The 21,070-nt window shown below is 51.0% G+C and carries 16 protein-coding genes; 15 read left to right on the top strand and 1 reads right to left on the bottom strand.

Annotation, left to right across the window (positions count from 1 at the left end; genetic code table 11):
* From ACQKPA_RS10615 to ACQKPA_RS10590, 6 genes are all read left to right on the top strand, one after another.
* Positions 1 to 1,641: a response regulator gene (locus ACQKPA_RS10615; protein ID WP_427491981.1), complete on the top strand. Its 1,641-nt coding sequence runs from the start codon at positions 1 to 3 to the stop codon at positions 1,639 to 1,641.
* A gap of 197 nt (positions 1,642 to 1,838) precedes the next feature.
* Positions 1,839 to 3,410, top strand: coding sequence for an extracellular solute-binding protein (locus ACQKPA_RS10610; RefSeq protein ID WP_427491979.1), 1,572 nt, complete (start codon positions 1,839 to 1,841; stop codon positions 3,408 to 3,410).
* Positions 3,411 to 3,443: 33 nt separating this feature from the next.
* A complete protein-coding gene (locus tag ACQKPA_RS10605; protein ID WP_427491977.1) occupies positions 3,444 to 4,406 on the top strand; it encodes an ABC transporter permease in 963 nt (320 codons plus the stop codon).
* Between the two features lie 14 nt (positions 4,407 to 4,420).
* Positions 4,421 to 5,314, top strand: a complete 894-nt coding sequence (locus tag ACQKPA_RS10600) for a carbohydrate ABC transporter permease (protein ID WP_427491974.1) — start codon at positions 4,421 to 4,423, stop codon at positions 5,312 to 5,314.
* Positions 5,315 to 5,366: 52 nt separating this feature from the next.
* On the top strand, positions 5,367 to 7,382 hold the full coding sequence (locus tag ACQKPA_RS10595) for an alpha-L-arabinofuranosidase C-terminal domain-containing protein (RefSeq protein ID WP_427492776.1): 2,016 nt from the start codon (positions 5,367 to 5,369) through the stop codon (positions 7,380 to 7,382).
* Positions 7,383 to 7,610: 228 nt separating this feature from the next.
* Positions 7,611 to 8,108 carry a pyridoxamine 5'-phosphate oxidase family protein gene (locus tag ACQKPA_RS10590; RefSeq protein WP_427491972.1) on the top strand — a complete coding sequence of 166 codons (498 nt, stop codon included), beginning with the start codon at positions 7,611 to 7,613 and terminating at the stop codon, positions 8,106 to 8,108.
* Between the two features lie 82 nt (positions 8,109 to 8,190).
* Here the strand turns inward: ACQKPA_RS10590 and ACQKPA_RS10585 are convergent, their stop codons facing one another.
* Complete coding sequence (locus tag ACQKPA_RS10585; protein ID WP_427491970.1) at positions 8,191 to 11,307, bottom strand: glycoside hydrolase family 2 TIM barrel-domain containing protein; 3,117 nt, start codon at positions 11,305 to 11,307, stop codon at positions 8,191 to 8,193.
* 278 nt (positions 11,308 to 11,585) lie between these two features.
* Between ACQKPA_RS10585 and ACQKPA_RS10580 the strand changes: the two genes are divergently transcribed.
* From ACQKPA_RS10580 to ACQKPA_RS10540, 9 genes are all read left to right on the top strand, one after another.
* Positions 11,586 to 12,179 (top strand): TetR/AcrR family transcriptional regulator, encoded by a 594-nt coding sequence (locus ACQKPA_RS10580; RefSeq protein WP_427491968.1) that lies wholly within the window; start codon positions 11,586 to 11,588, stop codon positions 12,177 to 12,179.
* Positions 12,180 to 12,206: 27 nt separating this feature from the next.
* On the top strand, positions 12,207 to 12,986 hold the full coding sequence (locus ACQKPA_RS10575; protein ID WP_427491965.1) for an alpha/beta fold hydrolase: 780 nt from the start codon (positions 12,207 to 12,209) through the stop codon (positions 12,984 to 12,986).
* A gap of 513 nt (positions 12,987 to 13,499) precedes the next feature.
* On the top strand, positions 13,500 to 14,003 hold the full coding sequence (locus tag ACQKPA_RS10570; RefSeq protein ID WP_427492774.1) for a GNAT family N-acetyltransferase: 504 nt from the start codon (positions 13,500 to 13,502) through the stop codon (positions 14,001 to 14,003).
* 109 nt (positions 14,004 to 14,112) lie between these two features.
* On the top strand, positions 14,113 to 15,297 hold the full coding sequence (locus ACQKPA_RS10565; protein WP_427491963.1) for an acyl-CoA dehydrogenase family protein: 1,185 nt from the start codon (positions 14,113 to 14,115) through the stop codon (positions 15,295 to 15,297).
* A 297-nt stretch (positions 15,298 to 15,594) separates the two neighbouring features.
* Positions 15,595 to 16,263 carry a hypothetical protein gene (locus ACQKPA_RS10560; RefSeq protein ID WP_427491961.1) on the top strand — a complete coding sequence of 223 codons (669 nt, stop codon included), beginning with the start codon at positions 15,595 to 15,597 and terminating at the stop codon, positions 16,261 to 16,263.
* A 229-nt stretch (positions 16,264 to 16,492) separates the two neighbouring features.
* Entirely contained in the window at positions 16,493 to 17,266 is a 774-nt protein-coding gene (locus ACQKPA_RS10555; RefSeq protein WP_427491959.1) for a hypothetical protein, read from the top strand.
* A gap of 158 nt (positions 17,267 to 17,424) precedes the next feature.
* Positions 17,425 to 18,195 (top strand): MerR family transcriptional regulator, encoded by a 771-nt coding sequence (locus ACQKPA_RS10550; RefSeq protein WP_427491957.1) that lies wholly within the window; start codon positions 17,425 to 17,427, stop codon positions 18,193 to 18,195.
* Positions 18,196 to 18,480: 285 nt separating this feature from the next.
* Complete coding sequence (locus ACQKPA_RS10545; RefSeq protein ID WP_427491955.1) at positions 18,481 to 19,905, top strand: alanine/glycine:cation symporter family protein; 1,425 nt, start codon at positions 18,481 to 18,483, stop codon at positions 19,903 to 19,905.
* Positions 19,906 to 20,047: 142 nt separating this feature from the next.
* Positions 20,048 to 21,013: an anti sigma factor C-terminal domain-containing protein gene (locus ACQKPA_RS10540; protein ID WP_427492772.1), complete on the top strand. Its 966-nt coding sequence runs from the start codon at positions 20,048 to 20,050 to the stop codon at positions 21,011 to 21,013.
* Positions 21,014 to 21,070 lie beyond the last annotated feature (57 nt).

Genomic DNA, 21,070 nt, shown 5'->3' with positions numbered 1-21,070 from the left:
ATGTTTCAAGTGCTGCTCGTTGATGACGAGCCATTGGTACGGCATGATCTGCGCACGTTATTGGACTGGAATGAGCATGGATTCGAATTATGCGGCCAAGCGCATAATGGATTGATGGCCTTGGCCATGATTGAGCAGTCTCCCCCGCATATTGCGATCATTGACGTGAATATGCCCGAAATGAACGGCGTAGAGCTCAATCGGGCGATCCAGGAGCGGTTTCCGTTCATTCAGACGATTATGCTCAGCAGCTATGATGATTATGATTACGTCAGGGAGTGCCTAAAGAACGGCTCCATCGATTATCTGTTGAAGCATCGGCTGGACGGTGCAGCGCTGGTTGCCTTGTTAAACAAAGCAGTCCTGGAATTACGGCAGGAGGATCGGCTGGAAGAACGCATGACTCATGAGGCCGTGGCCGAAAGGCTGAATCCCGCGCTGATCCGCGATTATATCGTGTACCTGGTTAGCGGACGGAAGGTTGCAACCACGGAGGTTAAGGCTTTTTCACAAAAAAACAGCCTGTACACCCACGCGTTAAGCTATGCGGCAGCGGCCGTGCAGATTGTTCCGTTCCTGCTGCTGACGGAGTCATACAGCGACGTGCAAACGAACCGCCTGGTTCAGCAGGCGGTCGATATGATGCAGCAGAGCTTGGGGGATATTCAGGAGCGGACGGCAGCTTACGTGGAGGATGGGCGGTTTATCGTCGTGTTTGCGTTCAAGGAGCGGAGCGAACATGCCATAAAGAACGAGATCGCCGGACGGATGAGGAAGCTTCAACATGCGCTCGAGCTGTTCCTTAATTTAAAATGCGTGGTCTCCGTCGGACATGTGTGCACCAGCTTGTCACAACTCGGCTCAAGTTATAGCTCCGCTGAGCGGGTGCTCGACGCTTCCACCATGGAGCCGTCCGGAAGCAATGCGGTTTCAAGGATGCCGGGCCGGGCCGGGGGACTTGCCGGCGGAAACCATCAGCGCGTATCTTTGACAATCGAGGAACACAAGCAGCTTCTGCTTTCAATTGAAAGGCTGGATATCGATGACGTGCACGGGTTAATCTCCTCCATCTTTGCTTCGATCCGCCATCTGCCGGTCCATTCGCATACCATTCAGATGATCGTCAGCGAGCTCATGTTAACCGGGGATAAGGTATGGAAGACATGGTTGCCATCTGCGGAAGCCGTGAAGGAGAAGCTTCCTTCAAGAAGCGAACTTGGAAGAATCGGCAATGTCGGGGAGCTGGTGCAATGGCTGCAATCCTACTATGCAGGTCTGCTTGACCTGCTGAAGCAGCACCGTGCGGCGGGACCGTATTCACGGCATGTCACGCAGGCCGTTCATTTTATTCTGGAGAGGTATCCGGGTTATGTCACGCTGGAGCTGGCCGCGGGTGCCATCGGCTTGAACTCTTCTTATTTAAGCAGGATCTTCAAGGAAGAGACGCAGCGGACGTTCTCGGAGTATCTGAATCAGGTTCGGATCGATGCAGGGCGGAAGCTGCTGGAAAGCGGCAAATACTCGATCAAGGAAATCAGCAATCAAGTGGGTTTCACGACCCATAACTATTTTTTTAAAGTATTCAAGGAAATAACAGGGGTAACTCCGCAGGAGTATTTGAACCGCTTGGGAAGAGGATAGGCAAAAACCCCAGTATTCGGATCGGCAGGTGGAGCATGAAGCGATGCTGCCGTTCACAGATCGTAAAATATGTGGAGTAAATGGTCATATTTTTGTAATGGGCCGTCTTAAAGGGTGAATTATAATAATCACACACCAGGTGGTAAACGCTTACAAATGTCGCTTGGTGAATGAAGGGATATGGGGGTCGCTTATTTATGCGTAAACGCTGGGGAAGAAACGCGGTCATCACGATGATCGCTTCCAGCTTGATGCTGGCCGGATGCAGTTCCGATGGAGGTTCGAAGAAAGAAGCTGCACCCGAAGGTACAGAGAATGTTGTTCATACTACAGGGTTTCCAATCGTAGAGCAGACTGTAGATCTCAAAATGTTCACCCGGATTGCGCCCGTGAACGGTCCGTTCAAGGAGATGCCGGTGTTCCAGGATTATGAGAAATTGAGCAACGTCAAGGTGGAATTCATCGAAGCGCCGACGGACGGTTTTCAGGAGAAGAAAAACCTGCTGTTTGCTTCCAACGAGCTGCCTGATGCCTTGTTCCGCTCCGGTCTGTCGCCGCTTGAGGCTGTTCGTTACGGATCGGCAGGCCAGCTGATCCCGCTGGAAGGCCTTATCGATGAATATGCGCCGAACCTGAAAAAATTGATGGAGGAATATCCCGAAATTCGCGCGGGCATCACGACGCCGGAGGGGCATATCTATGCGATTCCGGGCATTGTGACGCTGGGCGCGGCGCGGACGGATAAGAAATGGATCAACCAGATGTGGCTGGAGAAGCTGAATCTGGAGGTGCCGGAGACGACGGATGAACTGTATGAGGTGCTGCTTGCCTTCCGGGATGGTGACCCGAACGGCAACGGGAAGCAGGATGAAATTCCGATGACGGCCCGTGTCGGATTGGCGATCGTGGCTGCGATGAGCGGCTCATTCGGATTGGATACGCAGCTCGGGTATAACATCAATATCGACAACGACCAAGTGAGAATCTGGATGGGCAGCGACAAGAATAAAGAGATGCTCATGTACTTAAACAAGCTTTACAAGGAGAAGCTTCTGGATCCCGAGATCTTCTCGCACACCGAAGCGCAATATTTGGCCAAGCAGGGCTCGGGAAATGCGGGATTCTTCTTTGATCAGACCAACAATAACTTCTTGTCGATCCAGGACCAGTATACCGGAATAGCGCCTCCGGCTGGCCCAAGCGGAGATCGAATGCAAAGCCAGGCCTTGCCGATTGCACGGGATTTTGGAGCTTTTGCGATCACGTCCATTAATAAATACCCGGAAGTCACGATGCGCTGGATCGATTATTTCTATAGTGACGAAGGTTCGACGCTTCTGAGGTTCGGCAGGGAAGGGGAGCACTACGAGCTCAAGGACGGAATTCCGTACTATACGGAGGACTTCCTAAAGGATATTACCAATCAGGCCAAAATCACGCCTTATGCGGGAGGAGGGGCACCTCACATCATTAGCGAACAGGTTGCCTCGTTCATCAACCCGCCGCAGGTACAGGAGGCGCAGCAGCAGCTGGATCCGTTCATGCCGAAGGTTCGTTACTCCGCCCCGATGTTTGATGAGCAAACCGCGCAGCAGGTCAACATTCTTCGCAACGATATCGACAAATATTACGAAGAGCAAAGCACGAAATTCATTGTTGGCGCGCTTAGATTCGACAAGTGGGGAGAATTCCAATCCACGCTCCAGAAGATGAAAATCGGCGAGCTGGAGAAATTGTATCAGGATGCCTATGACAAGATGCAGCAATAATGCTGCTACACCATGGATAAGGAGTGGATGCCCATGAAGCGTGTCAAAGCCGATTCATCGATGGCTCTGCCTCGAAGCGATTCGAGGCGGGGTTCCCGCCTATTAAGGCAAATGGCCAAGCGATATGACCTGTATCTCATGCTGCTTCTGCCGGTCGTCTGGTATCTGGTCTTTCACTATGGTCCGTTGTACGGGCTGCAAATCGCGTTTAAAAATTTCAATCCGGCAAAAGGTATCCTCGGCAGCAGCTGGGAGGGCTTCGGGCATTTCGAACGCTTCTTTGATTCGTATTATTTCTGGCGGCTGCTGTGGAATACGCTGTCCATTAATTTGTTTTCCTTGTTGATTGCCTTTCCGATTCCCATCCTGCTGGCGTTGATCATCAATGAAATACGCAGCAAAACCTTCAGCAAATGGCTGCAGAACATTACGTACATACCGCATTTTATTTCGGTGGTTGTGATCGTTGGCATTCTAAACGTGTTCCTCTCGCCCAATAGCGGTCCGATCAATCTGTTAATCGAGGCCGTCGGCGGTACGCCGATCCGTTTTCTCGAGGAAGCCGGCTGGTTCAAGACCATCTTTATCGGCTCTAACATCTGGCAGAACATGGGATGGCAATCCATTATCTATATTGCGGCGCTAAGTGGGGTGAACCCGCAGCTCTACGAGGCGGCTAAGATGGACGGGGCATCGAGGCTGCGGCGCATCTGGCACATCTCTTTGCCGGGAATCGCGCCTGTCGTTATCATTTTGCTCATTTTGGATATCGGCCATTTCATGAACATTGGCTTTGAGAAAATATTGTTGATGCAGAACAACCTGAATCTGGAATCGAGCGACGTCATCTCCACTTTTGTCTACACGACAGGCATTTTAAAGGGAGAATACAGTTACACGTCAGCGATCGGACTGTTTAATTCGGTCATCAATCTGCTCCTGCTGCTGTTCGTAAACCGGATTGCGCGCAAGACGTCAGAGACAAGCTTATGGTAAAGGGGGGACGCGCCATGTCCAAGCCGTCGACAGTAAAAGAGGCCACGAATGAACGGGTATTCGATGTCATCATATACGTGATCGCCGCGATCATTATCGTCATTGTGCTGTACCCGTTGATCTTCATTGTCAGCGCTTCGTTCAGTGATCCGACCAGGGTATTGAACGGCGAAGTCTGGCTGCTGCCGAAAGGCGTAACGCTGGATGCCTACACGAATATTTTGCAAAACGAAAAGATTTGGACGGGATATCGTAACACGATCTTCTATACGGTCGTCGGCACAGTGATCAATATCATCATGACGATTTTGGCGGCCTACCCGCTATCGAGGCCTGACCTTCCGGGGCGAAATGCGATCATGGTGTTTATCACGCTGACGATGTTCTTCAGCGGAGGGTTGATTCCAACATATCTGCTAGTTAAGGATTTGGGAATGGTCGATTCGATGTGGGCGCTGATTGTTCCCGGCGCGATTGCCACATACAATCTGATCGTGATGAGGACCTATTTCCAATCGAGCATTCCTTGGGAGCTGCAGGAGGCCGCCCATATCGACGGCTGCTCCAACTGGAGGCTGCTTTTCAGTATCATTCTGCCTCTATCCAAGCCGATTCTGGCGGTGATGGTGTTGTTTTATGCGGTAGGCCACTGGAATTCGTTCTTTAATGCGCTCATCTATATTCGTAACGAGAATTTGCACCCGCTTCAGCTGGTGCTGCGCGAAATTTTGCTGATCAGCCAATCGGATGCCGTGGACGGCAGCGTGGGACTGGAAGAAAGCATCCTGCTTGCCGAAAGCATCAAATACGCGGTCATTATCGTCTCCAGTTTACCTGTACTGCTGATGTATCCGTTCGTGCAGCGGCATTTCGTTAAAGGCGTCATGATTGGCTCGATTAAAGGTTGATTCCCGATACCGATGCACGGGCCAGCCTAAAATTCCTTTGGGAGGTTTTATGTTGAAAACGAACGCAACGATTACCATTGATTGCAGCCGAAAGAGCGAGCATGAGATTAATCCGTATCTGTTCGGTCATTTTGTGGAGGATATTCGGGATCATATGGAGGCGATGCTTGCGTTTCCACTGAGGGACATGGATTTTGAAAGCGAGCCGGAGACCAAGACGCCGGTATCGGGAAGCTGGCGCGCTTATACCAACGGGCGCAACACCGGGTACGCCATGGAAGCCCCGGCGCCCCGGCATTCGGGACGTGCCCAGCGCATCCGGATCCTGAGCGATGATGAAGCCTATGCCGGCATCGCTCAGAAAGCGGCATTAAAGGGCCCGATGAAGTATACGGTCCGGATTGTTGCCCGCGCTTCCATCGAGCTTCAATACGCGATGGTCGAAGCCGTGGACCGGCGTACGGAAGAATCGCTTGGACAGCTTCGCGTGGAGCTCGGCAGCCACAACTGGCATGAATATGCGGGTGAGCTGTCTATAACACGCGCTTGCAGCGATGCCGAGATCCGGGTATATGTTCCGGCTGAGCATCCAAGGTGGATCGATCACGTCTCCACCGGCATGCTCTGGATCGATCACGTGTCCCTGCTGCCGATCGATAGCATCGCGATGGTAAAGCGTGAAGTGATCGAGATGACGAGAGGGCTGAATGCGGGCATGATGAGGCTCGCAGGCAATTACATCAGCGCTTACCACTGGGAGCATGGCATCGGTCCGGTTCTGGAGAGACCGGTCATGTACAACGAAGCCTGGGGAGGATGGACCAGCAAATATTTCGGCACGGACGAATTCATCCGTTTTTGCCGAGAGCTGCAGGTGGAGCCCCTGATTTGCGTGAATGATGGATCGGGTGCCCCTGAAGAAGCTGCGCAGTGGATCGAATACTGCAATGGGAGTGTGGATACACCTATGGGCGCTTTGCGTGCCCGAAACGGTTTCCCTGAGCCATACAACGTGAAGTATTGGGAGATCGGCAATGAGGTATGGGGCCAATGGCAGGTCGGCACTTGTACGGCAGAACAGTTTGCGAAGCGGACCATATCGTTTGCCAAGGCCATGAAGGAGGCGGACGCTTCCATCGTGCTGCTGGCCTGCGGGCATTACGAGCAGGAATGGAACCGGACCGTGCTGGATCTGGCCGGCGAGTATATGGACTACTTGACGCTGCATTTATATCACGGCTATGGCCCCTTCGGCATGAACCGGGATACACCGGCAGAGGAACGCTATAAAGCGATTGCCTCTTATCCCGAGTGGACCCGGCACCATATCCGGAAGACAACGGAGTTGATCCGATCCCAGTCGAAGCATAGTCATGTGAAGCTGGCGATCACCGAATACAACACGATGTACTATCCAAATACGGTGCGAAAAGGGCTGCCGAACGAGCATACATTAGGTGCCGCGGTGGCCAATGCCGCCAACCTAAACGAAATGATTCGCTGCAGCGACATGGTGCATATCGGCAGCTTCTCCGATCTTGTGAATGGCTGGCTCGGAGGATGCATACGGGTCGGGGACTACTACGCGGATCAGTATTGCGGCAAGGAGCCCGGATGGAGCGGGCTTCCGCTCACGATATACGGGACGCCAACCTATGAAGTGTTAAAGCTTTACGCGAATCGCGACGTCCGTCGTCTTCTCCCCGTCCAAGCGGAATGCGGCACTTTCTCCGTGGCATCAAACAAAGAGACGCCTATGGAACTTGATGCGCTTCCGGAACTGGACATTGTGGCCGGGACGAATGACGACGGCAGCCAAGTCACCGTATTTATCGTTAACCGCAGCCTGGAGGAGGTAACGGCCGTACTGGATTTGCAGGCTTTCGAGGCTTCCCGGGAAACGACCCTTTATGAAATCACCGGCGATTCTTATGATGACATCAACTCCGTATTCCGGCCGGATCATATCGTGTGCCAGGAAAGTAAAGTGCCGGCAGAGGCATGGCAGCGGGGGCACCTGTTACGACCTTCATCTATTTACGCGCTTGAATTCAAAGCGCGCTCATAGTGTGGCGCAAGGTACAAAGAAGAAGTAAGCTTCACAACGAATCGATGCACCAAAAAAAGTCGGACTGCGCTGGCAGCTTCCGGCTTTTTTTGGTGCAGGCGACGGTTAAAACTTTGTCTAATCATAATGGATGACTTTCAAAGGAAAACGGAGTTCTAAAGGATTCATCGTTTAACTTATTTTGGGGAAGTGTAAATAGAGACTAAATACAAGGATGGGGTGATTGAGATGTCAAACGGAACCGTAGTGAACCAGGAAGCGGTTGAGACCGTAAAGGATATTATCAAGGATATCGAAACGGCGATGTTCTCCACGATATCGGAGGGCGGGATCAATTCCAGACCGATGCAAACGCAGGATATCGAATTCGACGGCGATTTGTGGTTTTTAACGAAAAGGGATACCAGCAAATATCAAGAAATTATGGCCAATCCCAACGTAAATGTCGCTTATGTCGGTAAATCCTACGTATCGATTCGGGGAACGGCCCAAGTCGTGGATGATGTTGAGCGGAAAAAGGAGCTCTGGAACGCGGCATATGAGAAGTTTCTGCAGACGTCTTACGACGATCCCAACATTATTCTGATCAAGGTGGATACGGACACCGCAGAGTATTGGGAAACCGGAAACAAAACCAAAACGGTGAAAGCCTTCTTCAAGAAAATGGTGGGCCAAGAGCCGGAGGGCGACTCGGATATTAACAAAACCGTTGATCTGAATTCATGATCGCGGAAAGATAGCTATAGCAAAAAGAGCAGCTTCGATCTTCAGAAGCTGCTCTTTTTGCATTTGTACTATATTAGAGGGTTCAGCGTGCCGCCCCCATCGTAAAGCCGAAGCTGTACGTACGGTTCGCGGGCAGCGTGAACTCTTTATGGATTGGCGCTCCCCAGCTGTCGTCGCCGCCTACGCCCATTTGTTTGTAGTTGATGCGGAGGACGGTTTTATCGCTTGGCGGGAGCTTGTACACATGGTCGCTGCCCTCGAGTTCATCCGGCGTCCACAGCAGGGCGCACAGCTCCATGAGGGAGGAGCTTTCGAACCGCAGACCTTCCCCGCTGTTTCCTTCGGTAAGGCTCGCGAAGCGGACATCCGTTTTGTTCCCGCATTCTTGAGGTCTCAGATAAGGAACGAACTGATCGGCTACCATGCCCGTATATCGACCGATTTTGGCTCCTGTCTTCCGGTCCCAATAGCTGTCATGAGGACCCCGCCCGTACCAGCTGAGAACATCGAGACCTTTATCCAGCAAGAACAGCATCCCGATTTCCGGAATGTCAGGCAGGCCGCTGCCCGGAACAAAGGTTTCTTGCACGCGGATGGTTCCATCCGGGAAGATTCGATACTCCAAGGTCAGTCCGGATATGGGAGTCGTTTCGATTTGATAGTGGCTGGAGACCACGACGACAGGACCTTCCGCATGCCAGCGCAGGGACAGCAGTTTTCGCTGATCATGGGCCGTTCTCCACACGCCGCAGCGTTCAGGGAGCCGGTTGCCGAGATCGTTATCGGTGACGGCCCGCCAGAAATTCGGTCTGGCCGGTGCCAGCAGGCATTCCTTGCCGAACAGCGCATAGGATGTCAGATCGCCGGTGCCAAGGTGGAAGCGTAACGAAACGGCAGGACTCGTGATGCGAAGCTCTTCATCCGACTTGGTAACTTCCAGAGCCTTCGCGCTTGAAAGAGCGTCTGTTTCCGGTTGATCCGCTATATACGGCGTCAGCACAAATTGCTCCCAAGCCTCTTCATGTCCTGCAGGTGCCCACTTGGCGCTCTCCTTCCGAACCAGGGAGACGGTGAGAACCGCTTCTTTTCCACCGTCCTCTATAGGGGAATACGGAATCTCGATATCCGTTTGCTCACCAGGCTGGAGCGAGAGCTGGAGCGTGCCGGATTGGCTGACTTCTCCGTTTAGCGTTACGTCCCACTTTACAAGATACTGTTCGAGATTGGTAAACAAGAAACGGTTGCTGACCCGAATCCGACCAGCAGCAGCGTCCAAACATTCGAATTTGACGTTCTGGTAGCATTTTTTTACTTCGTCCAGCTTGGGGGTTTTGCTGCGGTCCGCGAAGATCAGGCCGTTTCCGCTGAAATTGCCGTCATGCGGCCTTTCGTTGAAATCCCCGCCATACGCTAAATATTCGATACCGTCGGCCGTTTGGGTGCGAATCGCTTGATCAATCCAGTCCCATATAAAGGCTCCCTGTAAAATGTCATACTTCTCAAACAGCTCCCAATACAGGTGAAGCCCGCCGCAGGAATTGCCCATCGCGTGACTGTATTCGCAAATGATGTAAGGCTTGCTCGGGTTGCTGATTGCATACTTCTCCACTTCCTGGGGTTTTGCATACATGGTGGATTCCATATCGCTGGCCGCCTCGGACGCCCTGTAATGGAAGATCCCTTCATAATGAACGAGCCGCGACGGATCGGCCTCCTTCAGGAAATCGTGCATCGCAATGAAGTTGTCGCCCCCGAAGGATTCATTGCCAAGCGACCAGATGATGACGGAAGGGTGATTCTTGTCTCGTTGAAACATCGAATTGCAGCGATCCAAAACATTGTCGCGCCACTCGAGCTTGCTGCCGGGGACCGTTTCTTTCAGCTCCTGCTGCCCGTACTCCCATGTTCCGTGCGTCTCCAGATTCGTCTCATCGATCACATATAAGCCATATTCATCGCAGAGGTCATACCATGCGGATTGATTCGGGTAATGTGAGGTCCGTACCGCATTAATGTTATGCGTCTTCATCAGCTCAATATCGGTGATCATGTCTTCGCGGCTAAGCGCCCGTCCGGTATCGGGGGAGAATTCATGCCGGTTCACGCCTTTGAATAGAATGCGCTGACCATTAATCCGCATCAATCCGTCCTTCAGCTCGAAGCGGCGGAAGCCGGTGCGGCAGCTTACGGCTCCGCGGCAAACTCCATCCGTATCCTTCAATGCCAGAACGACGGTGTACAAATAAGGTGATTCCGCGCTCCATTTTCTTGGTTCGGGGACGTTCATACTCAGGGTGAAGGTGCTCTCCTCCATAATGTAATCCGCTATGGTGAGCGTTTGTTTCCGAACCAGCTGACGGTCCTGGTCGTATAGAAGCGCCTCAAGCTGAAGCTTGTCCTTATCGATGGTTTCATTAAAGTAATTCGTAACGGTTGCATCGATCTCCAGCTCGGCATCCCGATATTCTTCATCAAGAACTGGCCGCACGAAGAAATCGGAGATATGGACGGCAGGGACCGAATAGAGGTAGACTTCACGGAAGATCCCGCTAAGCCTCCAGAAATCCTGATCCTCCAGCCAACTCGCGTCACACCAGCGATACACTTCTACAGCCAATTTATTCTCGCCATCGATCAGATAGGGCGTAATATCGAACTCGGCCGGCGTAAACGTATCTTCGCTGTATCCGACCATCTCGCCGTTCACCCATACATAGAAAGCGGATTCAACACCTTGGAAGCTTATATACACGGGCTGTTCCTTCCAAGTGTCCGGCACCGTGAATTTACGGATGTAGGAGCCTACGGGATTGTATCGCGTTGGCGCGAAGGGGGCTTTCAATTCAGGCTCCGATTCGGACCAGGGGTATCTAACATTGGTATATTGAGGATAGTCATAGCCTTGAAGCTGCCAATGGGAAGGGACGGGCATATCGGCCCAGCTGCCGGAATCATAATCGGCCTCGTAGAAATGTTGAATGCGCTTGTCAGGGGTTTCGGCAAACGAAAACTTCCACATCCCGTTCAATGACTGATACCAGGGGGACATGGAGTGGGCACGGTTCAGCGCCTCAGACTCCGACGGGAACGTCATCATGTAAGCATGGGCTTTGTGACGGTTCAGTTGAAAAATATTCGGATTATTATTCCATTCGGGATAACCGTTTGCAGGTGCCTGGTAAATGAATTTGGTACGCAATGTGCTCAGCTCCTCCTAGATTATGGTTTCCTTCTACTGTCAGTATAGAGGTTAATTCGCTCCAAGAGTATACAGAAGTTGCGTTTTTCTATTAAAAATGGCGCCGGATTAACGCACCGGAACGGACCGGTAGTGATGAACAGGGCTTTTTTGCCGGAGCCAGGCCGTATTTTGACGCTCAATTTCACCTCTAGGCATTTCACGGTTTACATTGGAGAAGGTTTATGAAACAATGATTAGTGAATGATCATTCACTAATCAGGAAGAGGAGATTAAACATGGTAAGACCTCGCGAGTTTCAAGATGAGGCTATCTTCTACGGTGTCTACCGGGCATTGTGCAAAAAAGGATACGGACAAGCAGCATTAACCGACATCACGCATGAAGTGAATATTTCACCGGCAGCCTTAATGAAGCGATTCGGTTCGAAGAAGAATTTGTTCCTGGCTTACAGCGATTATGTCATTGAATTAACCAGGAATGCCTTTCAGGAGGCTAGCCTATCCGATCAATCTAGACTTGATGCACTAAAGGCCGTATTCAAGCATGCGGTTTTACATATGAAAGATCCCGTTGAATTGGCTAACCATACTTCCTTCTATCTGGAAGGGACGAATGACCCCGATTTGATGGAGAAGACCCGGTACCGACTGCAGCTGATCGATGAGTTTACCCGGCAGATGCTGAGCCAGGCGATTACGAACAAAGAAATCGCAGAATGCGACGTGGCGATGGTTAGCCGGGTACTGCAAGCCGCCATCAGCGGGGCTATGATGATCTGGATTAAAGAGTCAAACCGAACGCTGGAGGAACTGTTTGATGAGTGCTTTCAGGTGATATTTGATCCGTTACGGAATGCCGGTACGCAATAATTCAAATATAGCAAGGAGGATGGTTAGATGCCGATTTTCAAAGGAAGGGAAGTCGATCTGTACTATGAAGTAAAGGGAGAAGGAAAGCCGCTGGTTTTTACGCATGGTGCCTCATGGAATCATGAGCAATGGCGGCCGCAAGTCGATTATTTCTCACGTCAGTATCAAACCGTGGTGTGGGATGTTCGGGGGCATGGTTCGTCTTCTTTGCCGGGCGGAAAGGTGGATTCGGAGGATTTCAGCAGGGATCTGGCGGATTTGCTAAGCGGACTGGGGATTGAAAAAGCGATTCTTTGCGGGCTGTCCCTGGGCGGGCATATTTCACTGCAGACTGCCGTTCGCTATCCTGAGAAGGTTGCAGCCCTGGTACTGATCGGTACGCCGTTCACGAATGCGTTCAATTGGTATGAGCGAATGTTCGTGCCGCTGAATCGCTGGTCAAGTTACTTGATGCCGATGTCCTTATCGGGAAAAATGCAGGGGAAAATGCTATCCAAGTATAACAAGAACAATCAAGCTTATATAGAGAAAGCCTTTCGATCCATCCCGCATTCCAACTGGGTTCGGATATGGGATGCGGTGACCCGGATGGACAGTACGCAGGATCTGTATAAGATTCATTGTCCAACCTTGCTTCTTCAGGGTGAGAGCGACACGATGATCCGAAGGCAGCAGGAGTTCATGCGGAATAGAATTGCGAATTCACGATTGAAAATCATCCGGAATGCTCACCATGCAACGAATTTGGATAACCCGGATGAAGTTAATGAAGCCATTGCTTCATTTCTGACAGAGAACGCGATGTAGACTTATTATCAGAAGGGGTCTATACAGCTTGACGCGCTCATCTGATAATAGGTACAATATGTAAAACCTACTTTAAGGAGAGATTTGTTGTTCTTAACTTTGTTTGAACCTATAGGTTCTGAGGAACGCCTGACATAGCCGCAATTGGCTAGGTTTAGTTCAAGGTGCATTCTTCGGCCGGATATGGAGGAGTTAAGAACTGCGGAGATCAAGGAAGCCTTGGGTAGTCTATCCTATTGCGTCTTGTATCCGCGTTGCTTCTGCAGCGCGGTTTTTTTATTAGATTATTGAATTTGTAAGTTTTCAGCGAAGCTGAACCATTCGATAATCGCAAGAAAAACTTCTTCTAAACGCGGGCTGTCTTCTATGAAGTGCGTCGATGGATGTTTTTCTTATGGATGCAATTAGCACATAGACTTCATATAGAGGCGGAGAATGACTCGAGTTCATTTTCCGTCTTTTTATGTTTTCTAATAGAAATAATCAAAATCTTGAGAAGGACAGGTGAACCACATTATGGAACTGGAAACAAAGCGTTTACTGCTTAGAACATTGGATCTGGATTTGATCGACGCGGCGGCGCGCCGAGATCCGAAGGCATTCGAGGATTTAGGCTACCATAGTAACGGCGAATGGCCGGGACCCGACTTTTATGAGGCATTGCCTTTTTTTCGGGAATTGTTGATCAAGAATAATGGCAGTCGGGGCTTTGACTCATGGATTATCGTGGACAAAGCTACGCGCGATATTGTCGGCGGCATCGGATTTCTGGGAGAGCCTGATCCGGAGGGCAGAATCGAAATCGGCTTTGCCACCAATCCAAGCCATCAGCGGCAAGGGTACTGTCATGAAGCGGCGCAAAAACTATTGGGTTGGGCTTCTCGTCAGCGGGACGTCAAATCCATCATCGCGAGATGCGAACCCGGAAATACGGCTTCTCAGCATGTTTTGCTTAAACTGGGATTCCAGAAGAGTCACGAGGATTCGGAATTCATACACTGGATATATCCGAACTAAAGGGGGAGCGGCGATCGGTGATCCCCTTCATTGACACCCTAAAATAGGGTTGCTACAATTTTAAGTATATATCCATCGGAATACAAGGGTTAGCAAGGAGGGGACGAACTTGAATCGATCCGGTTCCACAGATCCATTCATACGTAATGAACGCGAAGCCATGATCGCAGCTCGGGCCGATAAGCTTGGGGCAAAATTCGCGGAAAGAGCTCCTCGGCACGATTTGGAAGGATCGTTTCCGTTCGAGAATTTTGATGACCTGAAGGAGTCGGGTTATCTGAAGCTGACCGTACCGGCATCCTTTGGAGGAGAAGAAGCCTCCGTATACGAAATGGTGCTTGCCCAGGAACGACTCGCCAGAGGTGACGGCTCTACGGCGCTGGCGGTCGGTTGGCATATCGGGCAAATCCTCCAGCTGCGCCTATCCGGGGCTTGGCCGGAGCCTTTATTTGAGAGGCTGTGCAAGGACGTTGTAGCTGAAGGCGTGCTCATTAATGAACTGGCGAGCGAACCTGCAACAGGAAGTCCCAGCCGGGGTGGAAGGCCGGAGACCACGGCACGGCGAGTGTCGGGCGGCTGGCGCATTACCGGACGCAAAACCTTCAGCACGTTAAGCCCGATCTTGAAGCAGTTTGTGGTTACGGCCGGTATCGAGCATAGCGAGAAGGTTGGTGCATTCCTCGTTCGAAGTGGACCCGGGGTCAAGGTCGAGGAAACCTGGAATACGATGGGCATGCGTGCAACGGGAAGCCATGACATGATTCTGGAGGACGTCTTCGTGCCGGAGGCGGAGGTCATTCGTGGACCCGATTATGAGAAACCTGAATTTCCCGTGCCGACGGAAGGCATTCTGCTTCACATACCGGCATGTTATATGGGGATTGCTTATGCCGCGCGCAATTTTGCCATCGATTTTTCCCGTCATCATAAACCGAACTCCTTGACGGTCCCCATTGCCAAATTGCCGAATATCCAAAGACATATCGCCGAAATCGAAGTGGACCTGCTTACGGCCCGGAGTTATTTGTATCAAACCGCCGACCGCTGGGACAAGGAAGTGGAGAATCGCGCTGCGCTTAAGCCTGAGCTGGGTCTTGCTAAATATGTTGTGACCAATGCAGCGCTCCGGATTGTCGATCATGCGATGCGGATCGTTGGAGGGTTGAGTCTCTCCCGGCAGCTTCCATTGGAACGAATGTACAGGGATGTTCGGGCGGGTCTTCATAATCCGCCCATGGACGATGTCGTGCTGACGAATCTTGCCCGTCGTGCCATTTCGGAAGCGGAAGAGTAGGGGAAGTCAGACGATTGACCGAGTGGGTTGAAAGCATGGAATTCTATATGAAATCGCGAAGGATCTACGAATAAAAACCGCTGGAGAGGGATGTCTCCGGCGTTTTTTTTGCGCTGGACAGAGGATCCTTCTTCGTGACTCCATTAAAAATATCCACATCGTTAGTCCCCCCTGCTTCATATACATACACTTGGGTTAGGATGGCGGACTAACGGGTATAAAACCTATCAGTACGTGCTGCAACAGGATCAATCAAAATCCGATCGTGAGGAGTTAAGATGAAAGGAGATATGGACCATGGATTCTGTACTGTATTTGGGCTTGGCCGTTGTATATGCTGCGCTGCTTCTGTATGGGTGTGTGCTGTTGAAGCGTGATTCTTCGCCGGGTCTTCGGTATTTGCTGCTGATCGTGACGGCCGGACTGGCTTGGGATAACGGCGTGATCGGTATCGGGAAATACATCGGGGAGGGAGATCTGCTGGAGGGGCTGAACGTTACCCGTTTCTGGGTGCATGCGTTGGCAACGCCGCTGCTTGTGCTCGTGTCGTTCGATCTGATCCGCAAGACAGGAAGCCCTTGGGCCAGCAGGCAAGCCGCCGCATGGGGAGCCTGGCTTCTCACTGCAGCTCTAATCGCGCTTGAGGTGATGACGGAGACGCTGCCGCTTAAGCTCCAGCCATCCATGGAATACGGAGCGCTTCGCTACGTTCCGAGCGAATCCGCGGGGCCGCCGCTCATGGTCATCCTGATCCTGATCCCTTTGCTGATGGCAGGCGTTATCGTATGGCGGAGGAAAAAGACGCCGCTGTTGTTCATCGGTACGGTGCTGATGGCTGCCGGGAGCGCCATTCCAATTCCGATCGAAAGTTCGGCTGCCACGAACGTATTCGAGCTGATTCTCCTCTTATCCTTGTGGCTGACGGTTCGCAAGCTGGCCTCCTACCCCACGTTGTCTTTTCGATAGAGAATGGATGCAAGCTGCGTTTACGCTCCGAGGTGAACGCGGTATTTAGCGTCTCGAAGCATGCCCAGGGCCACCCATCGTGTGCACAGGGAGCAGCGCGTCTTCTGGCATTCAGCAAACCTTCAGCTGAGCCTAAGCCTGGCATAACGTTCCCTTAAGTTTACTTTCAGATTCCCTCTCTATACTTCAAATTGTAAGACAAACCATGAACCTAGAAGGAGAGATGACGATGAATCCGATAAGTAAAAAAGTATTAGTAAGCAGTATGGCAGCAGCGATTGTGCTAGGGGGAGCCGGGTATCTTCAGAGCAAAGCTTTTGCCGCGACGAGCACAGACGCTTCCGCCTCGGTATCCGAGGATGGACAGACGGGGACAGGCTCTTCAGCTGCCGATGCAGGCAAGAACCGAGATGGAAAGTGGATGGAACGTAAGGGTGGCGGTCCTCGCGGCGGCAACATCGTCAAAGAGACGGCCGAAGTTCTTGGGCTCACGGAGGCAGAGATTCGCACAGCGCTTGAAGCGGGCAGCACGTTTGCCGAAATTGCTAAAGGCAAAGGAATGACCCAATCTGTGTTCGTTCAGAAGCTGATCGTTCTGGAAACCGCCAAGATTGATGAACGCCTGAGTGAAGGCAGCATTACGGAAACCGAAGCAGCCGAGTGGAAAGAGGGGCTGAGCGACCGCCTTACTCAAATCGTGGAGAGCAGCGAAGCCGGTTTTGGAAAAGGCCATGGCAAAGGCGGCCAAGGCTTCGGCAAATTCGGTAAACCGGAGGAAATCGCGGCTTTGCTCGGACTGTCGGAGGACGAGCTGAAGGCAGAAATGAAGGAAGGGCAGTCGCTAGCCGAGATCGCGGCCGCGAAGGGGATTACGGAGGATCAATTGATTCAGAAGCTGAAGGATCAAATGACCGAGCCGTTGAAGCAGTGGGTGAACGAGAAGCATACGAACGCTGATGAAGCAGCAGATCCTGCGGCAGACACGGAAGCGGACACGGAGTAACATACTGAATTGGATCGTTGGGGAGACTGGATGATATTCTGTTAAGAATACATTCAGTTTCTTTTTTATTTAAGAAAATTATAATTTTTTTCTGTACAGAGTGTTGACCTTAACGTTACGTAAAGGTGTACATTGATGTTGTCAGGAGGTGAGAAACCATGGAATACACGGTGCAGAAGCTTGGAAGGTTGGCAGGAATAAGTACCCGTACGCTCCGTTATTACGATGAGATCGGTATTCTAAAGCCGGCCAGAATCAACTCGTCGGGATATCGGATCTATGGGCAGGAGGAGGTCAATCAATTGCAGCAGATCTTGTTTTACCGGGAGCTCGGACTTCAATTGGACGATATCAAAGCGATTATGACCTCACCCTCCTTCAACCGGACCAAGGCGCTCCAAGAACACCATGCGCAGCTCCTAGACAAAAGAAGGCAATTGGATTTGCTGATTACCAATGTGGAGAACACGATCGCCTCCGCCGAAGGGAGAATAACCATGAGTGACCAAGAGAAATTTGAAGGATTCAAGCAGAAGCTGATTGATGATAATGAGAAGAAATACGGTAAGGAAATTCGCGAGAAGTATGGCGATGAGATTGTAAATAAATCCAATGCCCAGCTGAAAAATATGACGCAAGAACAGCATGAGGAAGTAACGCGTCTGGCCGATGAGCTGTACGAGACGCTGGCCGAAGCGTTCAAGCAAGGCGATCCTGCCAGTGAGCTGGCTCAGAAGGCGGCCGATCTTCACAAGCGCTGGCTCACTTATTATTGGAACGATTACAGTAAAGAGGCCCACGCAGGCCTCGCCCAGATGTACGTTGACGATGAGCGTTTTACCGCCCATTACGATGAGAAGCAGCACGGAACGGCAGCATTCCTCCGCGATGCAATTCTGATCTACACGGGCACGAATCCTTCATCATAGTAAGGCAAAGTTGTAGTAGCAGCCTTGCCATACTGACAAGACCCTTTCCCTGCGCTAAACCCGCGGAGGAGAGGGTCTTTTTTAATATGAATGTTCGAAAATCCCGCCTTGAGATCAACAAAGGATCGCCACGAATAAGAAATGAGGTAACCGCCCAGGTTAGGTGCAGCATTTTCCACAATTAACCTCTTGTATTGGAAGGGGAAGTAATGGTTAGATGAAACGTGGACTATTTTACACAAAACCTACACCATGGGTGATGACTTATATAGCGAGGGTAGAATTATGGATCAAATTGTACAGCATGTAGTGAATATCTTTAATGATTTTTTATGGTCTAAGCTGCTCATCGTATTGCTGATTGCCGTTGGCCTGTATTTCACGGTGGGGACCAAGTTTCTGCAATTTCGCCTAATCGGCGAGATGTTCCGGGTCATCCGCGAACCCAAGAGTAAAGCGAAGGGGAGCATTTCGCCTTTTCAGGCATTTGCCATCAGTATGGCAGCCCGTGTCGGGACAGGGAATATAACCGGGGTGGCTCTGGCCATCTCGCTTGGAGGACCCGGGGCCGTATTCTGGATGTGGATTATTGCGCTTATCGGTTCGGCATCCAGTTTTATCGAGAGTACGCTGGCCCAGATTTATAAAGTAAAAGATGGGGCGGGTGGTTATCGCGGCGGTCCCGCTTATTACATGCAGCAAGGATTAAAGAAACGGTGGATGGGCGTGTTGTTTGCGATCCTGATCACCTTGTCCTTCGGTCTTGTCTTTAATGCGGTTCAATCCAATACGATTACGATTGCCTTCGAGAATTCATTCGGAACCGATCGATTAACCATCGGCATTATTATGGCGGTTATCTTCGCGGTTATCATCTTTGGCGGCGTGAAGCGGATTGCCAAAATGTCGGAGCTGATCGTTGTGGTATTGGCTGTCCTATATGTCGGTGCCGCGCTGTTTATCGTATTGGCGAACATCACCAAGCTGCCGGAAGTTTTTGCGCTTATCGTCAAAAGCGCGTTCGGCTATGAGCAGGTTGTTGGCGGGTCGATCGGTGCCGCTCTCATGAACGGGATCAAAAGAGGGCTGTTCTCCAACGAAGCCGGCATGGGGAGCGCGCCTAACGCAGCGGCTACCGCAACAACAAGCCATCCAGCCAAGCAAGGGCTGGTGCAGGCGCTGGGCGTATTGATCGATACGCTGGTCATATGTACAAGCACCGCCTTCATCATTCTGTTTACCGGTGCCTATCAGCAGACCGGACTTGATGGAATCGCCCTGACGCAGGCCGCGCTGGGCATGGAGATGGGGGCATGGGCGTCCGACTTCCTGGCCGTTATGGTCTTCCTGTTTGCGTTCAGCACGCTGATCGGCAATTATTACTACGGGGAAACCAATATCGAGTTTTTGAAGTCGAATCGGGCATGGATATGGGTCTATCGGGCTTCTGTGCTGGCCATGGTCATCTTCGGTTCCGTTACCAGCGTGAAGCTGGTGTGGGATTTGGCTGACCTGTTTATGGGATTGATGGTGATTGTGAATCTTGTGGCTATCACGCTGCTATCCCGAACCGCCTTTGCTGCGCTTCAAGATTACTTGAAGCAGAAGCGGGCAGGCCTGAATCCTGTCTTCACCAAGGATAGCATCAAAGGGCTTGATGATGTGGAGTGCTGGGACGGACAGAACGCCCCATTCACTGAAGTGAAATAATATACAATATTCGTCATATGGAATCGTTACGGTAGCTGCGTGTCTTCAGCTGCTGTAACGATTTTTCTTATTTTACCGTAACATTTGCGGGATCAAACCGTTGTCTACATGAGAAGGTAGAGAGGAGATGGATACGGAAGTGATGAATCGGATAACCTGGCGGACAAGGGTGAAGGAGCTTATGAATGCTTTGTTAGCTGTGTTGATGGTATTTTTGATTTATGGCTTGTATTATTCAGCCGTCTACATCTATCATGAACAATTTGGCCTGAACGATAAATTTTTAAGGTCTGTCATGACAACGGTTGAATTGCATGAGAGTGGACTTATGGTAGATAAACGCGGCTTGTCTTCGGTAGAAGTGACGCCCTTCCTCACCCAGAAGAAAACGCTGAAAGTGTATAAGGATGTGGGGGAATGGCAGTTGATTGTCGGAGAGCTTCACGCGAAGAAGAGGTTATGGGGAGAACTAACCTATTCAGTTGAAGAACAGGGGCCTTATTTGAACCGAGATGAAAGGGATCCTTATGTTCTGCACTCTGCGCTGCTGGAGGGTGGGAAGATTACAGACTCCTCTCATCCGAATGGTGCAATGAACCAGTTAGAGAAACTTGAAGACGGCAACGTAGCGGAATTATTCTTCTCGCTTCAAACGCTTAAGTCACCGGAGCAGGTCTTGGAACTCCTGTCGGACTATGATGTTAGAGCGACTAATATGGCTGTTTATGCTGGTGAACTGAGGGAAATCAAGCTGGGTAATTATAGCTCTAGCAGCGCTGGTCACACGATTCCCCATCTTACATTGAGGCCTAGGCATCAGTTTGACGATAACCACTTCCTTTCTGCATGGCATACTTTTTTCTCGTCGGAGGCAGGAATATCGGACGATGTGCAGCAGCTGATCGCCGACGTTGAATGGATGACCAACAATATCAAATATAACGGTGTGGATGAAGACGCAAAGCGTCTGGCTTATTTAAGAAAAAATGGGGTTCAAGTTTACGGAGCAACCGTCACGGGACCTGTGCGGGAGCTGGAGAAGCTGAAGGAGGAGTCGGAATTCTGGGGATTCCGTTTGGGCCGCATTGAGGTGTGGAATTGGAGTTAAGACAGCCATGCTCTGCTAAATCATTCACATAATATGGCAGGAAAAAAGGCCTCAGCT

The organism is Paenibacillus sp. NPDC093718, from assembly GCF_050279985.1.
Classification (GTDB): Bacteria; Bacillota; Bacilli; order Paenibacillales; family Paenibacillaceae; genus Paenibacillus_AQ.
This window is presented reverse-complemented; position numbering and strand designations above follow the sequence as displayed.

Bases quoted from the DNA above. Each gene is read 5' to 3' on its own strand.
- ACQKPA_RS10610 (WP_427491979.1), top strand. From the start codon at position 1,839: ATGCGTAAACGCTGGGGAAGAAACGCGGTCATCACGATGATCGCTTCC.
- ACQKPA_RS10580 (WP_427491968.1), top strand. From the start codon at position 11,586: ATGGTAAGACCTCGCGAGTTTCAAGATGAGGCTATCTTCTACGGTGTC.
- ACQKPA_RS10560 (WP_427491961.1), top strand. From the start codon at position 15,595: ATGGATTCTGTACTGTATTTGGGCTTGGCCGTTGTATATGCTGCGCTG.
- ACQKPA_RS10605 (WP_427491977.1), top strand. From the start codon at position 3,444: ATGAAGCGTGTCAAAGCCGATTCATCGATGGCTCTGCCTCGAAGCGAT.
- ACQKPA_RS10600 (WP_427491974.1), top strand. From the start codon at position 4,421: ATGTCCAAGCCGTCGACAGTAAAAGAGGCCACGAATGAACGGGTATTC.
- ACQKPA_RS10545 (WP_427491955.1), top strand. From the start codon at position 18,481: ATGGATCAAATTGTACAGCATGTAGTGAATATCTTTAATGATTTTTTA.
- ACQKPA_RS10590 (WP_427491972.1), top strand. From the start codon at position 7,611: ATGTCAAACGGAACCGTAGTGAACCAGGAAGCGGTTGAGACCGTAAAG.
- ACQKPA_RS10540 (WP_427492772.1), top strand. From the start codon at position 20,048: ATGAATCGGATAACCTGGCGGACAAGGGTGAAGGAGCTTATGAATGCT.
- ACQKPA_RS10555 (WP_427491959.1), top strand. From the start codon at position 16,493: ATGAATCCGATAAGTAAAAAAGTATTAGTAAGCAGTATGGCAGCAGCG.
- ACQKPA_RS10575 (WP_427491965.1), top strand. From the start codon at position 12,207: ATGCCGATTTTCAAAGGAAGGGAAGTCGATCTGTACTATGAAGTAAAG.
- ACQKPA_RS10550 (WP_427491957.1), top strand. From the start codon at position 17,425: ATGGAATACACGGTGCAGAAGCTTGGAAGGTTGGCAGGAATAAGTACC.
- ACQKPA_RS10615 (WP_427491981.1), top strand. From the start codon at position 1: ATGTTTCAAGTGCTGCTCGTTGATGACGAGCCATTGGTACGGCATGAT.